At 39.4% G+C, this 14,265-nt stretch carries 16 protein-coding genes and 1 riboswitch; of the genes, 10 read left to right on the top strand and 6 right to left on the bottom strand.

What is annotated here, in order from left to right:
* Window positions 1-144: 144 nt before the first annotated feature.
* Window positions 145-741, bottom strand: coding sequence for a class D sortase (locus CZ382_RS20175; RefSeq protein WP_088052930.1), 597 nt, complete (start codon window positions 739-741; stop codon window positions 145-147).
* Between the two features lie 476 nt (window positions 742-1,217).
* Window positions 1,218-1,300: riboswitch (cyclic di-GMP riboswitch) on the top strand.
* 23 nt (window positions 1,301-1,323) lie between these two features.
* On the opposite strand from CZ382_RS20175, the gene CZ382_RS20180 reads away from it, so the two are divergent.
* From CZ382_RS20180 to CZ382_RS20195, 5 genes are all read left to right on the top strand, one after another.
* Window positions 1,324-1,443, top strand: a complete 120-nt coding sequence (locus CZ382_RS20180; RefSeq protein ID WP_088052931.1) for an anti-repressor SinI family protein — start codon at window positions 1,324-1,326, stop codon at window positions 1,441-1,443.
* An 88-nt stretch (window positions 1,444-1,531) separates the two neighbouring features.
* On the top strand, window positions 1,532-1,861 hold the full coding sequence (locus CZ382_RS20185; protein ID WP_088052932.1) for a helix-turn-helix domain-containing protein: 330 nt from the start codon (window positions 1,532-1,534) through the stop codon (window positions 1,859-1,861).
* A gap of 80 nt (window positions 1,862-1,941) precedes the next feature.
* On the top strand, window positions 1,942-2,433 hold the full coding sequence (locus tag CZ382_RS20190) for a VanZ family protein (protein WP_088052933.1): 492 nt from the start codon (window positions 1,942-1,944) through the stop codon (window positions 2,431-2,433).
* 336 nt (window positions 2,434-2,769) lie between these two features.
* Window positions 2,770-2,922, top strand: a complete 153-nt coding sequence (locus CZ382_RS24035) for a hypothetical protein (protein ID WP_188725630.1) — start codon at window positions 2,770-2,772, stop codon at window positions 2,920-2,922.
* A gap of 193 nt (window positions 2,923-3,115) precedes the next feature.
* Window positions 3,116-3,808 (top strand): copper homeostasis protein CutC, encoded by a 693-nt coding sequence (locus CZ382_RS20195; RefSeq protein ID WP_088052934.1) that lies wholly within the window; start codon window positions 3,116-3,118, stop codon window positions 3,806-3,808.
* A gap of 161 nt (window positions 3,809-3,969) precedes the next feature.
* On the opposite strand, the gene nagE is transcribed toward CZ382_RS20195, so the two are convergent.
* The 4 genes from nagE to CZ382_RS20215 all read right to left on the bottom strand — a co-directional run bounded on the left by nagE (window position 3,970) and on the right by CZ382_RS20215 (window position 8,178).
* Window positions 3,970-5,415, bottom strand: coding sequence for an N-acetylglucosamine-specific PTS transporter subunit IIBC (nagE, locus tag CZ382_RS20200; RefSeq protein WP_088052935.1), 1,446 nt, complete (start codon window positions 5,413-5,415; stop codon window positions 3,970-3,972).
* A gap of 147 nt (window positions 5,416-5,562) precedes the next feature.
* On the bottom strand, window positions 5,563-6,390 hold the full coding sequence (locus CZ382_RS20205) for a PRD domain-containing protein (RefSeq protein ID WP_407701312.1): 828 nt from the start codon (window positions 6,388-6,390) through the stop codon (window positions 5,563-5,565).
* Window positions 6,391-6,481: 91 nt separating this feature from the next.
* Complete coding sequence (locus CZ382_RS20210; RefSeq protein ID WP_088052936.1) at window positions 6,482-6,967, bottom strand: PTS sugar transporter subunit IIA; 486 nt, start codon at window positions 6,965-6,967, stop codon at window positions 6,482-6,484.
* A 482-nt stretch (window positions 6,968-7,449) separates the two neighbouring features.
* On the bottom strand, window positions 7,450-8,178 hold the full coding sequence (locus tag CZ382_RS20215) for a GntR family transcriptional regulator (RefSeq protein ID WP_088052937.1): 729 nt from the start codon (window positions 8,176-8,178) through the stop codon (window positions 7,450-7,452).
* 147 nt (window positions 8,179-8,325) lie between these two features.
* Between CZ382_RS20215 and nagA the strand changes: the two genes are divergently transcribed.
* On the top strand, window positions 8,326-9,504 hold the full coding sequence (gene nagA, locus CZ382_RS20220) for an N-acetylglucosamine-6-phosphate deacetylase (RefSeq protein ID WP_088052938.1): 1,179 nt from the start codon (window positions 8,326-8,328) through the stop codon (window positions 9,502-9,504).
* A 2-nt stretch (window positions 9,505-9,506) separates the two neighbouring features.
* Entirely contained in the window at window positions 9,507-10,232 is a 726-nt protein-coding gene (gene nagB, locus CZ382_RS20225) for a glucosamine-6-phosphate deaminase (RefSeq protein WP_088052939.1), read from the top strand.
* A gap of 62 nt (window positions 10,233-10,294) precedes the next feature.
* Here nagB and CZ382_RS20230 read toward each other — a convergent pair whose 3' ends face one another.
* A complete protein-coding gene (locus CZ382_RS20230) occupies window positions 10,295-10,942 on the bottom strand; it encodes a YigZ family protein (RefSeq protein WP_088052940.1) in 648 nt (215 codons plus the stop codon).
* A 164-nt stretch (window positions 10,943-11,106) separates the two neighbouring features.
* On the opposite strand from CZ382_RS20230, the gene CZ382_RS20235 reads away from it, so the two are divergent.
* From CZ382_RS20235 to CZ382_RS20245, 3 genes are all read left to right on the top strand, one after another.
* Complete coding sequence (locus tag CZ382_RS20235; RefSeq protein WP_088052941.1) at window positions 11,107-12,246, top strand: sensor histidine kinase; 1,140 nt, start codon at window positions 11,107-11,109, stop codon at window positions 12,244-12,246.
* 157 nt (window positions 12,247-12,403) lie between these two features.
* On the top strand, window positions 12,404-13,102 hold the full coding sequence (locus tag CZ382_RS20240; protein ID WP_088052942.1) for a response regulator transcription factor: 699 nt from the start codon (window positions 12,404-12,406) through the stop codon (window positions 13,100-13,102).
* Between the two features lie 250 nt (window positions 13,103-13,352).
* Window positions 13,353-14,195 (top strand): DegV family protein, encoded by an 843-nt coding sequence (locus CZ382_RS20245; RefSeq protein WP_088052943.1) that lies wholly within the window; start codon window positions 13,353-13,355, stop codon window positions 14,193-14,195.
* Window positions 14,196-14,265 lie beyond the last annotated feature (70 nt).

A 14,265-nucleotide genomic window follows, 5' to 3' on the forward strand; every position in this document is an offset into this window, starting at 1 on the left:
TTGGATACAGCCGATTTTTGGTATTATACAGTATTCATATGATACTTGTTATATTGTTAAATTCCTCCTCGGTACACTTTATAATACTCTGGTTAAAAAACAAATAAAAATTGCTAAGCTGGCAGTTTCTGCGTTTGCGAAGTGTCAGTTGCCATTTTCAGTTGGCAATGCGGTTATAATATAACGTTCCGGTGCATTTCCAATGTAGGAAAACGGGTAGCATGTTGTCACCGTTAACACTTCCTTTGGCGCGGTCGAAGCAATAACAGTCCGGTCATCGGCATCCACAACTTTCGTATCGACGATCTCATAGGAGAAATCACCATAAGGGAGCTTAATCGTTAAAACATCACCAATGGCCAATTCCCCCATCCGTCGAAAAACCGTATCACGGTGGCCGGACAGGACGATTTGATCTTGCTGTTCCGGATAGGCCGTCCCTTTATAATGTCCAACCCCTTTTTCCAAATCATCCTCATCTGTTCCTTCTACAATTGGAAGGTCAGCGTGCAATTCAGGGATATGTAAAATGCCGACTGTTTCCCCAGTTGAAGGGGCGAACGATGCAGCTGCTTCCATACTGCTGGACGAGACAGTATCACGAGAAGTTTCATTTGTTAATAAAGCTTCTGCTTCGGCTAAACTTTTTTCCTGGGCTTTATTTGTTTTGAACAATTGATAGCCACCAAAGATAACAAAAAACAATCCAGCGGTGATAAAGATGATTGCAACTTTTTTCATAAAGCGTTCGCTCCTTCCGCTACTGTATCTAGTATATCGTTTATGAAAGCGGATTTAAACAACAATTTGCAAGACAATCATGATTTGTAAAAATGTTAAATGCTGAGTAAGGAAGAAGAAAATAATAGTAAATGGAAGAATACAAATATTTTGTGATGTATTTTCCAGATTTTGGACGTTTTCGATATAAGAAAAATTACCTATGCTGCAATTGTGCATGTTCTTTATAGAGTACACATTGTAATTTTAAGAGAACTGACACCTGGATCAAGCACAAAGCAATTGGACAAGCGGGAATGATCAACTACTTTTGAGAAGGTGGAATACTGAACGCAGATAGAACCGCAAAGTGTAAAATATAATGGTATCTGGGTAATAAGTAGTAATTATTTACAAAACTAGTTCTATTCTGACAAAACAAGACATCCACAAGCCTTCTCGTCTATAGTATAGTAGTCTTATACGAGAGTTGATTCCTCAGAAAAGAGCTAACTTATTGAAAAATAGGGGCGCAAAATCACGGGTCTAAGGCATTAGCTATGGCAGCCGGATTACCTGAAATGTAAATGGGGGAGGAAAACGATGATTGAAACGGCCAAAAAAAGAAAATTGGATAACGAGTGGATTAAGTTGATGAAAGAAGCGAAAACAATCGGGCTTACAATTGAGGAGATTCGAATATTTCTAAGCCAAAAAAAATGAGCGTGTATAATTTTCTAAAACAAAATGTGCTTTATAGAACCATTCACCTCATTGTGGTATAATCGTCACTGAAAGAAGGTGTGTGGGCTTGATTGGTGAAAAAATCAAACAATTTCGTCAGGATAAGAAGATGTCTATATCAGAGCTGGCTGAAAAAGCAGGTGTAGCCAAATCTTATCTGAGTTCCATTGAACGTAACCTTCAAACAAATCCATCCATCCAATTCATCGAAAAAGTTGGTGCGGTATTAGGTGTGTCTGTTAACGAGTTAATTCGTGAGGATAGTATGCAGATAGAGGATCAGCTAGATGATGACTGGTTAAAGATCGTTCAGGAAGCAATGGAATCAGGTGTATCCAAAGAGCAGTTTAAAGAATATCTCGAATTTAATAAATGGAAAAATAAACAAAACAAATAAACGGATATCAACCGTAGCAGCTTTGGTATACGGTTTTTTTTTGTAAAATAATAGTTGGATAAGATAGTTTGGTGACTTCAATGCAAAAAATTTGGTATTGGCTTTTGCCGTTGACTTGGATGGGTGTGATTTTTTACGCCTCGGCTCAACCCTATGAGAAACAGGATATGAAGCCGTTTTTAACAAATATGGTGGATCTTTCGTTTTTAGCACCTTATCTCGATTGGGTTTCCCTTTCTTACCACCAATCTGAGGTCAGTGTTGATGTTTTGGGTGTTGCTGGTTTTATCGAGTTCTTTATCCGAAAAGGAGCCCATGTTACCGTTTTCTTTGTATTAATGCTATTGTTCCTTGCTGCAGTTCGGAAAACAACTTCCTGTACTTTTCCGGTGAGCATATCCTTATCATTTACCTTAACGGTTGCATATGCTGGATTAGATGAGTTTCACCAAGGGTTTACTGCGGGTCGGACGCCATATGCCGGAGATGTAGTGCTTGACAGCTTTGGTGCTTTTATGGCGTTATTGCTTCTAATATATGTTCACCTGTTAAAACGGAAAAAACGATCATAAACATTGCTAGCCTAACGAACAATATGGTACAGGTAAAAACAAATTTGCGTGTCAAATTTGTTAATACGACAATTTTCGATATTGTTTTGTTTGGTTTTTGTGGTATGATGCGATTATGGGTCGAATTTCTAAAAATACGTGTTCAGAAAAGTTGCCAAATAGATGGTCAGCTAAGAGCCAGGCGTCCATAGCAACGTTGACACCAGCCGTTCTGTGCGTTGTAAGAAAGGTCGGGAGAAGGCAGTTTAGAGTGGCTGAAAAACAAATAGGAACTCGAATTCGCTGCTTGCCATTTGGAAAATTTTTTGAACACCCTTTAAAAGGCGGGAATATGTTGTGGGAGACCAAGAGAAATATAAATTGATGTTAAAGAAGCTGATTGAGCAAACGGAAAATTTTAAAATTCAATCATCTGAAGAATTAATCCAAGCTCTAGTGAATGAGTTAAGAAGCGATTCTTTTTCCAGTAATAGTATTGCAAATAAATAAGGAATAAAGGAACTGCACTTTCGTCAGCAGGACGGGTGTAGTTTTTTGTGTTAAGCGATGTTGTGGCGATTGGCTGATAAAATTCATTTCTATAAGATTTTTTTAGTCAATTTATATGTGTTCAACATGTGGAAAAATTTAGGAAGTGGCCAGGCGCCCATCCTACGAATATAATCCAGAAGGAGACACAAACATGAAAATAGAAATTATTACCTTGAATGCAGAGGACACGAGACTGGCGGCAGCGTTTGGCGCTGATCGAGTGGAGTTAGTCAGTGCGATTCACGAAGGCGGACTTACACCAAGCTATGGAGCAATCAAAAATGTTCTATCCACATCCGCCATTCCAGTCCAGATCATGATCCGCCCACACAGCCATGGATTTATATACGATGAAACGGATTGGAAGACGATGAAAGAGGATATTTCCATGATTCGAACACTTGGGGGAAATCGAATTGTCTTCGGGTGTATCACAGATGATGGCCAGATCGATGAGCACCTGTTGAATAAAGTTTTGGAACATGCCCCTGATTTTGATGTGACCTTTCATCGGGCTTTCGATTCGCTTCGTTCTCAGCTTGATGGCTATCGTGTCTTGCATAAATATAAGAAAAATATTAAGCGAATATTGACTTCAGGTGGAAAACCAAAGGCCAAAGACGCAACACTCGAACTAAAGCAGCTTGTTGCTTTATCAAATGAACTAGAGGGGCCAATTATTTTAGCGGGAAGCGGCATCTCTTCAGACAACATCGGTTCCATTCACAAACAAATAGGCACAAGTGAATATCATATTGGTTCTGGCGCCAGACTGGACGGGGATTTTAGTAAAGGGATTGACCGTAATAAAATGGATCATATAAGGCGGGAATTAGCCATTTAAGGTTGGTGAAATGTAATGAATGTCCTTTAGTCTCGTCCTCCACATAACTTCATTTTAAACATATCTAAGCCGCCTTCTGTAAAACGCCTATGTACATTTCACCATGTAAAAAGCGAACAGTTTACATACAATACTGTTCGCTTTCAAATACAATATACGATTTATTTCTTGCCACGAATTTTATTTACTTCATCGGCAACAAATTGTACACTTGTACCAACGATAACTTGAATACTTTGTTTACCTACTATATTAATCCCCGGGACACCCGTAGATTTGATTTTATCCTGGTCTACTTTGTCCATATCTTTTACTTCTACCCTTAACCGAGTCGTGCAATAATCAACCGCATCGACATTTTCATCGCCGCCGAGTCCTTCATAAATTTTGGCAGCCATGACAGTATATTTATCATCTCCGCTAGCTTGATCATCACCTTGTGCTTCTTCTGTCGTTTCATCTTCACGGCCTGGTGTTTTCAAGTTAAATTTAACAATCAGGAAGCGGAACAAGAAGTAGTAAATAACCGCAAATACAAGTCCCTGAACAATGAGCATATATGGCTGGCTAGCGATCGGGTTTGTAAAGCTCAAGAGATAGTCAACAAATCCGGCACTAAATCCAAAACCAGAAGTCCAATGAAATAAGGCTGCTATGAATAGGGACAGACCTGTAAGTAAAGCGTGAACAACATACAATGCTGGTGCCAAGAACATGAACGAGAATTCAAGTGGCTCTGTAACCCCAGTAAAGAAAGCAGCAAATGCAGCAGCCATCATCAAGGATGCAGCTTGCTTTTTACGCTTTGTTTTTGCTGTATGATACATGGCTAAAGCTGCAGCAGGTAAACCGAACATCATGATTGGAAAAAATCCTGCCTGATACATACCAGTAATACCTTTTGTTCCCTCACTGCCCAGGAACTTACCGATATCATTAATTCCCGCGACATCGAACCAGAATACCGAGTTCAGGGCATGGTGTAACCCTGTTGGAATTAAGAGGCGATTAAAGAAGCCGTACAATCCTGCACCCAATGCGCCCAGATCACTTATAGCTGTACCAAACGATACGAGCCATGAATAAACAACTGGCCATACAAAATACAGAATACCGGCCATAACAACCATTGCTGCTGCCGACATAATTGGTGCAAGCCGTTTACCACTAAAAAATGCAAGTGCATCAGGCAATTTCACGCCACTAAATCGATTGTACATCATTGCGGAAATAACACCTGATATAATCCCGATAAATACGTTTTCATTTTGTGCAAAGGCTGCGTTCACATTTTCAGGATCTATCCCCTGTAAGCCGGCAACCGCATCTGTGGATATTAATGTCGTTACAACTAAAAAACCAACCAGTCCACTTAGTCCAGCGGCACCATGTTTATCTTTTGATAATCCAATGGCAATACCGACAGCAAACAGGATCCCTAGATTATCAAGGATTGATGTTCCTGCAGTCTGCAAAAATGTACCGACAACATTACCTTCTGAAAGACCTAAAATCCAGTTCCCAATACCTGCTAAAATAGCAGCTGCGGGAAGGACAGCAACCGGCAGCATGATAGCGCGGCCAAGGTTTTGCAATTTTTTCATCATTTGACTTTCCCCCTATTGTTTTATTTAGTAAATAATTACGGAAATCTATTCCCAACAATCCCGCGAGAGGCTACTTCACCATCCGGATATTTCCGGCTAATTGTATCCGCTGCCAAAATAGAAAGTAAAAATATAATAGCGTATCGACTAATAGTGTCTTAACCGTTCTATGTGAAGTGTTATATAACCTAATTCTTCCTCTGGCAGCTCGATACCATGTGCGCGGGACAATTTTTTTGAAACCTCCAAAGCACAGCGAAAGGATACGTTAAATTTACGTTTTATCATTTGCAGCATTTCTTCATCCATGGAATGCACCTCATATTGATTCGCCCTGGATAAAGCAAAGCGAAGATGTGTAATAAGACGTTCGTAGGAAATATCGTCTTCTTCCATCTTGATTTGCAAATAATCTTTGATTGTTTCTACCATATCCCTTACAATTGCTGTTTGCCTGACGGTTTCGTGCAAATCACCTCCTTTAATTTTCATGGTGTGAATATGCAGAGCAATAAAGGCAGCTTCATCTATTGGCATCTCTACCTGATTTTTCTCCTTTATGTGCTGAAGTGCCCAAAGCCCAATTTCAAATTCTGGCTTGTATAAGATTTTTATTTCCTGCAATAATTTATTTTTAAGATGAATACCCTGCTTTTCACGTTCAATGGCAAAGGAAATATGGTCTGTAAGTGCCAAAAGTATATGGTCATTTAACTTCGTATCTAACTGCTTTTCCGCGTACGTAATAATTTCTTTTGAAAGGATAAAATGTTCTTCCGGTATCCGTAATAATAACTGTTGGAGTTTTTCATTTTCTTTTAGGACAAACAGCTTTTCAATTTTATTAATATTGACAATGTCGTTTTTTCTCTTTTCAAAGCCGACACCGGCACCGATAGCAATTTGCTCTTGCTGCTGTCCATCCATTACGATAACGGCATTATTATTTAATATTTTCGTTATTTTCACCGTCATTCACATCCCTATCCCAGCTGGCTTTTCCAAACATTTTTTTGCACGCCCCGATCATCTTAGGCAATGAAGGGTTGCGAAATAGCCAGGTTTTCTAAGAAACTGTAATAATTTCCGTTTCTGCTGCTCTACCCTCTTTCTGTTCAGTGATGACATATTGCTTGTCACTATTTTGACTATTTGTAATAACAATTGGGGTAATCACATCTTTGGCATGGTTACGAATATAATCCAAATCAAATTCCATCAGGAGATCCCCAACAGAAACCGGATCTCCTACATTTACTTTTGGTGTAAATCCTTCTCCTTTTAACGCAACTGTTTCTAAACCAATATGAATTAATAATTCCGTGCCATCATTGGCTTCGATTCCAACAGCATGTTTCGAATCGGGAACTTGTACAACTTTTCCATCTACTGGTGAGAGAACTTTTCCTTCACTCGGAATCATAGCAACTCCTTCTCCCATCATCTTCTGGCTAAATACCGGATCCGGAACCTCCTCAAGTGGTACAATCGTCCCGTTCATTGGCGCATAAATTTGCTGGGTGCTTGATTTTTTAAATAGATTTTTAAACATTCTAGCTGCTCCTTTCTAATCCTTGATGAAATAAATTAAATTTAAGAATTTCTCAATAAAACACTCAAACCGTATTTTACCCTTTTAGATTGTTTTCAACCAAACGATTAAGAACAGTATCGCAAGTTCTCTCATAAATACATGTTCAAAAAGTTGCCGAATTAGAATCTTAAAACTTCTTATCCAATTAAAAAAGGCATAGAGGTATAGGAGGACGAATTGCCCTCTATCATACCACCATGCCTAATCGAATCAGTAACATGTGATCTATTTTTAATTGTCAACAATATAGTAGCATTATCCTATACGAAGAGTCAAGAACAAAGGCGAAATTTTCCAGAGCCTGCATGAAATTTATGCTTTTAAGAGCTAAAGTTTATACACCTTATGCATCAGTCTTACACACAGACCATCCGCCAGTGATCCGTGAAGAAAGTTGGGAAGCGGCAACAAAAAAGCATGTACTAGCTTTTTTAATAATATTACCGTTTCATTTGTAATTTAAATTTATATTTGTCTGCCCGGTAGGCTGACTTCACGTATTCCAGCGGGGTTTCGTTGTCATCATTTAAATAAGTAATACGTTGCATCAGCAAGATTGGGTCACCTTGCTTCATGTGCAAATACTCGATTTCCACGTCATTGGCGATAACGGATTCAATGATTTGATCTGAATGTCCAATCGTCAATCGCAGCTTTTCCTCAATAAATTGGTAGAAGGATGAGGTGAAATCTTTCTCCTGCAATTTTCCAACCAATTTTTGCGGTGTATAAATCGTCTCCAATGCTATTGGTGTGTTGTTTGCCAGGCGTATCCGCTTTATCTCGTAAACCAAATCATCCATATTGATGTACAAAAGATTAGCAATTTTTTCATCAGCTTTGATTAATTGGAAACCAATAAGCTGATTGGCCGGGGTTAACCCACGTGCACGCATATCTTCACTAAAGCTTGTCAAACCTTGCAAATTTTGTTCAAACTTCTTTTCCGCAACAAACGTGCCTTTACCTTTAAGGCGATACAACAAGCCTTCTGCGGCTAAATTGTTAATGGCCTGTCTAACCGTCATTCGGCTTATATTGTATTTTTCCGCATATTCCCGTTCAGATGGCAGCAACTCTCCCGGTGTCAGCTGCTTTGTATTAATCAATCGTTTTATTTCTTCTTCAATTTGGTAGTAAATCGGTAATGGAGAGTTCTTATCGATCATAACGGCTATCCTCTTTTCCGGAATGTAGTTGCTTTATATTTTAACAAAGAAGATTTATGATGTATATACCTATATAAATGTATAGACAACTATATCTATGCTATAATAGGAATTTAATATTAATGTTCTGGAAAGGATTGAAAAAAATTGGGGAACGGAAACGTATTATACATTAAAAATGGAAAAATATTTACGGAAAACCAAATCATTATGAATGGTTCCTTGCTAATCGAGAACGGCAAAATAAAGGAAATTTATCCGGAAAATGAGCAACCTACAAAAATAACTGGGCAAGTTACCACCATTGATGCCCAACATCGCAATATTATTCCAGGGTTTATTGACGGACATATTCATGGTGCCAATGGGGCGGACGTTATGGATGCAACAGAAACGGCACTGGATACAATGGCGGCAGTATTGCCTAAGGAAGGGACAACCAGTTTTTTAGCGACAACAATTACGCAATCCCCCGAAAACATTGAAAATGCGCTCGTTAATGTAGCTAACTATGAAAATAAACCTGGACAAGCTGAAGTGATCGGTGTTCACTTGGAAGGGCCTTTTATTGAGAAAAGTAAAAAAGGTGCACAACCGCTGAAATATATTATGGAACCCAATATCGAGCAATTTAACAAGTGGCAAGCCCTTTCCGGCAATAACATCAAAACTATAACACTTGCACCAGAACATGATACAGATGGTTCGTTTATTTCCTATTTGCAAAAATCAGGAGTCAATGTTTCAGCCGGACACACTGGTACAGATTTTGCCGGAATGAAAAAGGCTATTTCCTATGGTGTAAGACAGGTGACCCATTTATGTAATGCGATGACAGGGATTCATCACCGTGATATTGGTGTTGTTGGTGCTGCATTGCAGCTGGAGGAATTACGTGCTGAATTAATTGCCGATGGTATTCATGTTTCACTGGAAATGCTGCAACTAATATACGATAATATGGGCAGCGAACGACTAATTTTAATTACCGATGCGATGCGGGCAAAATGCTTGCAGCCGGGTAATTATGAACTTGGCGGACAGCCTGTAAAAGTAACGAATGACCGTGCTGTATTGGATGACGGTACATTGGCTGGAAGCATTTTGAAAATGGTTCAAGGTGCACAAAATATGCTGCAGTTGCGTGACGTGACGATTGAAGAAGTGATTAAAATGGCAGCCTCCAACCCGGCCAAGCAGCTTCAAGTATATGATCACAAAGGAAGTATTGCTGTTGGCAAAGATGCCGATCTGTTGCTCGTAGATGACAAACTAACAATTGAAATGACCATTTGCCGTGGTATGGCAGCTTACAGGGAGGAATAAAGATGAAGATTATTAAGGTAGCCGATTATCAAGCAATGAGTGAAAAAGCATGCGAACTCGTAATGGAGAAAGTGAATACGATTGAAAAACCGGTTCTAGGTTTAGCAACAGGTTCCACGCCTGAGGGATTATACCAGCAATTAATCAAAAAGCATCACCATCATGAAGTTTCGTTTAAAAATACTACAACATTTAATCTGGATGAATATGTTGGTTTATCCAAACAGGATCCAAACAGTTATTATTACTATATGCAGGAAAAGCTGTTTAAGCATATTGATATTCCACGGGAACAGGCTCATTTGCCTAATGGTGAGGGAGATAATTTGCAAGCCAACTGTCAGGACTATGAACAACTGATTAAAGCTGCCGGCAATATTGATATCCAGCTGCTGGGGATTGGCCTGAATGGACATATCGGGTTTAATGAGCCGGGAACGTCCTTTTCCAGCAGAACACATATTGTTGAATTAGACGAATCTACAAGAAAGGCCAATGCCCGCTTTTTTTCCTCGCTTGCCGATGTTCCTGGTCAGGCGGTTACAATGGGGATTGGGACAATTATGGAAAGCAAGCAAATTATTTTACTCGTCTCCGGTGAAAAGAAAAGCGAAGCGGTTACCCGGCTTATCACTGGCGAGATAACGGAAGCATTTCCGGCTTCAATACTGCAAAAGCATGAAAATGTCGTGTTAATTGCTGATGAGGCTGCGCTTAAAGACAGGTAAAATGAAGATTGTTTGAAAAATGTGCTATACCTATCCAAGAATGTGATAGGTATAGCACACGATTATTTTTCGGTTTTTTCAACATCTATTTCGATATAGTTTTGTTCCGTTTCCATTATATTTGCCTGGCCACTAGTTAAATTAATAACCCATTCCATAAAGGCTTGTTCTGCCCCTTTTCTTACATAAACGATCAGTTCCACTTTTTCTAAGTAATTGATAGTAGATAAAATATATTCGGAATTGCGTAATTCGTTTTCAAGTTTGCCTAACATGGTATAATCAATAGTAACGGAAAATCCTTGCACTAATTGCCGCTGCACAATACCGGTAGTTTGAATGGTTTGTGATGTCGTGCTGCCATATGCACGAATTAAGCCGCCGGCACCAAGTTTAATGCCGCCGAAATAACGGGTGACGACAACAGCAGTATCTTTCAAGTGCTGCTTTTTCAACACTTCCAGAATAGGCACGCCGGCAGTGCCGCTTGGTTCGCCGTCATCATTGGCTTTTTGTATCTGATCGTGTTCACCGATAAGATAAGCAGAGCAGTTATGGGTGGCGTCATGATGTTTTTTCTTTATTTCCTGAATGAAGCGAAGTGCTGCTTCTTCCGTTTCAACACGTTTGACATGACCAATAAAACGGGACTTTTGAATAATTAGTTGGTCCGATCCTTCATTTTTTACGGTATAATAGTTAGATAACATGTTGCATTTAGCCTCCTGAGCAGACATTATAGTACATAAGGATATATGCCAATTTCGAAAAGGGGGATAGATTAGATTGAAAAATAGGATAATCTTTCCTGAAAACCCTATAAAAAAGAATGGAGCTTGCGAACTATTATAGCATAGGTTGGTGGTTTTACACGATGGTACTGAAAACTTCAGAAAAGGCGTTAGATACAGTAATTGATGAAATGATCGATGTGGTTGAAAACTCGAAGGACGAAATTTTTAATATTAGCGAAGCGGCTCGTAATGATTATGAGCAGCTTCAAAGGGAATTAACCGAAACAAAAGAAAAAGTTGTAAAGCATATCGATGTTGGTGACAAGCTGCAGCAAAAAGTACGATTTTCCAGACAACGTTTATCTGAGGTTAGCAAATATTTCGATCGTTATTCAGAAACGGAAATTAGAGAAGTTTACGAACGAACCCATAAAATGCAAACAGAATTGGCAATGCTTCGTCAGGAAGAAAAGGTGTTGCGGGAACGACGTGATGACCTGCAAAGAAGACTTATTTCACTGGATCAGACGATTGAACGTGCGGAAGGGCTTGCAGGAAAAATTTCGGTAATCCTAACCTATTTGAATGACGATTTTAAGCAAGTAAACGAGATGATTGAAGAGGCAAGGGAAAAACAGGAATTCGGGTTAAAAATTATTGAAGCACAGGAAGAAGAACGCAGAAAGATATCAAGAGAAATTCACGATGGGCCTGCACAAATGCTTGCGAATATTTTGCTTCGCTCGGAACTAGTAGATCGAGCCTTTCGTGAGGGCAGTGTAGAAAATGCATTAAAAGAGATTAAAAGTGTCCGGGGGATGATTCGCTCGTCCTTATATGAGGTTCGCCGGATCATTTATGATCTTCGTCCTATGGCACTAGATGATTTGGGGCTGATCCCAACATTAAAAAAATACTTATCAACAATAGAAGACTATCATTCTGTTAAAATGGAGTTTATTTCGATGGGCAGTGAAAAACGCCTGAATCAAAAGTACGAAATTGCTATATTCCGCCTGGTTCAGGAAGCTGTCCAAAATGCTACCAAACATGCGGAGGCAACGTTGATTAAGGTGAAATTGGAAATTAGCCCAAAACGCCTTACCGTAGCAATTAAAGACAATGGCAAGGGTTTTGATACAACAACGAAATGGGATAAGTCATTTGGTTTAATAGGCATGCGGGAGCGGGTGGAAATGCTGGAAGGAACAATGAAGATTAATTCAGTTATTGGGAAAGGTACAATCATTTTAATCAGTGTTCCATATAATGTAGAGTGACAAATGGACCGGAAACAGCCAAGAAAATTCGTGACAAAGGACTTATTCAGTGTCACTTGATATATACAGAGATAAAGGCTAATATAAAATCTATCATAGTCATTGTAATAGGGTAAATAGATAATATAGAATCAGAGATGTAGGAGGAACAATATCCATGAATAAAACCAAAACCAAATTAACGAAGATCGTGTTAATTGACGATCATAAGCTGTTTCGAGAAGGGGTTAAGCGCATTCTGGAATTTGAACCGTCGTTTGAGGTTGTGGCAGAAGGTGATGATGGCCTTAGTGCTTCCCAAATTGTTAAAGAACACCACCCTGATGTCGTTTTAATGGATATCAATATGCCAAACATGAATGGTGTGCAGGCAACTTCTGATCTAGTAAAACACTTTCCCCGTACCCGTGTCATTATTTTGTCCATTCATGATGATGAAAGCTATGTTACACATGCTTTAAAAACTGGTGCACAAGGGTATCTATTGAAGGAAATGGACTCAGATTCATTGATTGAAGCTATTAAAGTTGTCAGTGATGGAGGTTCCTACCTGCATCCAAAAGTAACCCATAATCTGGTACAGGAATACCGTCGTCTGGCACATGAGAATGTTATGGGCATATCGGAATATGGTATTGAGTACCGTAAACCGCTCCACCTGCTGACTAAACGCGAATGTGAAGTATTGCAATTGCTTGCAGAAGGCAAAAGTAATCGCGCAGTATCCGAATCTTTATATATCAGCGAAAAAACAGTAAAAAACCATGTCAGCAACATTTTGCAGAAAATGAATGTAAACGATCGGACACAGGCAGTTGTATCCGCTATTCGCAAAGGATGGGTAGAGGTACTGTAATGCATGGTCCAAAAGTCGCCTCTTATCATTTAGTTACTTTTTGAATGTCCTCTTGTAGAATAAATAGTTTTTCCTTTAGTTGTTTGGTAATACCCTGTTTGCAATCGTAGCAGGGTATTTTCTATGTCCAATAATAGAATATGCCGAAAGTTAGTGATGCAATTTGTTTTTGCTTCATGTAAAATAAAGTATGAATCCGAATTTATCATTTACATACATGCTTACTATTATTTAAAGGAGAAGGTATGACATGAGGATTGCTGTAATGACAGACAGTACGGCATATATACCTGCTGAAACACGGAAAGAACTGGGTATCCATATGGTTCCACTTAGTGTCGTATTCGGTGACACATCCTATCAGGAGGAAATTGACATAACGACCGAGGCGTTTTATCAAAAGGTGAGAGAAGCTGAAGAATTGCCAAAAACCTCCCAGCCATCGATCGGTTATATAACAGAAAAACTAACCAGGCTTGCGGCAGATTATGATGCAGTTATTTCCATTCATCTTTCCAGTGGTATTAGCGGAACCTGTCAAGCGGTGGCGAGTGCAGGTGAAATGGTGGAAGGAATCTCCGTTTACACCTACGATTCCGAATTAAGCTGTATGGCCCAAGGATTTTACGTTTTTGAGGCAGTGAAAATGGCCAAGGAAAATAAGACACCTGAAGAAATTATGGCACGGCTTGATGAGATGAAACAGAGCATGCGTGCTTATTTCATGGTTGACGATTTGAAAAATTTGCAGCGCGGTGGTCGTCTAAACAGTGCGCAGGCGATTGTTGGCAGTCTGCTGCAAGTGAAGCCAATCCTGCATTTTGTCGATAAGGTTATTGTGCCATTCGAAAAAATTCGTACACGGAAAAAGGCGCTAAATCGGATTGTTGGAATGCTGGAGGATGATATTAGTAAAGGAAAAGCCCTTAAAGTTGTGATCATCCACGCCAATTGTGAAGAAGCGGCACGGGAACTGCAACAAGAAATAACAGAAGATCATCCTGGATTAGATATCATGATAAGCTATTTTGGCCCGGTAATCGGCACCCATTTAGGCGAAGGAGCGATAGGAATCGCCTGGTATGCAAAATAGAATAAGCAATCATTCAGTGGTAGCGATTCTTATGTTTCCACTGAATGATAACGAATGTGATTCCCCAATC

Source organism: Virgibacillus dakarensis, from assembly GCF_900155625.1.
GTDB classification, from domain to species: Bacteria; Bacillota; Bacilli; order Bacillales; family Amphibacillaceae; genus Lentibacillus_C; species Lentibacillus_C populi.

What these genes read in the sequence shown, in the direction of transcription:
- CZ382_RS20175 (WP_088052930.1), bottom strand. Translation starts at nt 741, where the DNA reads ATGAAAAAAGTTGCAATCATCTTTATCACCGCTGGATTGTTTTTTGTT.
- CZ382_RS20215 (WP_088052937.1), bottom strand. Translation starts at nt 8,178, where the DNA reads ATGATCGATAAGAACTCTCCATTACCGATTTACTACCAAATTGAAGAA.
- CZ382_RS20195 (WP_088052934.1), top strand. Translation starts at nt 3,116, where the DNA reads ATGAAAATAGAAATTATTACCTTGAATGCAGAGGACACGAGACTGGCG.
- CZ382_RS20235 (WP_088052941.1), top strand. Translation starts at nt 11,107, where the DNA reads ATGGTACTGAAAACTTCAGAAAAGGCGTTAGATACAGTAATTGATGAA.
- CZ382_RS20190 (WP_088052933.1), top strand. Translation starts at nt 1,942, where the DNA reads ATGCAAAAAATTTGGTATTGGCTTTTGCCGTTGACTTGGATGGGTGTG.
- CZ382_RS20240 (WP_088052942.1), top strand. Translation starts at nt 12,404, where the DNA reads ATGAATAAAACCAAAACCAAATTAACGAAGATCGTGTTAATTGACGAT.
- CZ382_RS20245 (WP_088052943.1), top strand. Translation starts at nt 13,353, where the DNA reads ATGAGGATTGCTGTAATGACAGACAGTACGGCATATATACCTGCTGAA.
- CZ382_RS20210 (WP_088052936.1), bottom strand. Translation starts at nt 6,967, where the DNA reads ATGTTTAAAAATCTATTTAAAAAATCAAGCACCCAGCAAATTTATGCG.
- CZ382_RS20205 (WP_407701312.1), bottom strand. Translation starts at nt 6,390, where the DNA reads ATGACGGTGAAAATAACGAAAATATTAAATAATAATGCCGTTATCGTA.
- nagB (WP_088052939.1), top strand. Translation starts at nt 9,507, where the DNA reads ATGAAGATTATTAAGGTAGCCGATTATCAAGCAATGAGTGAAAAAGCA.
- CZ382_RS20180 (WP_088052931.1), top strand. Translation starts at nt 1,324, where the DNA reads ATGATTGAAACGGCCAAAAAAAGAAAATTGGATAACGAGTGGATTAAG.
- nagE (WP_088052935.1), bottom strand. Translation starts at nt 5,415, where the DNA reads ATGATGAAAAAATTGCAAAACCTTGGCCGCGCTATCATGCTGCCGGTT.
- CZ382_RS20230 (WP_088052940.1), bottom strand. Translation starts at nt 10,942, where the DNA reads ATGTTATCTAACTATTATACCGTAAAAAATGAAGGATCGGACCAACTA.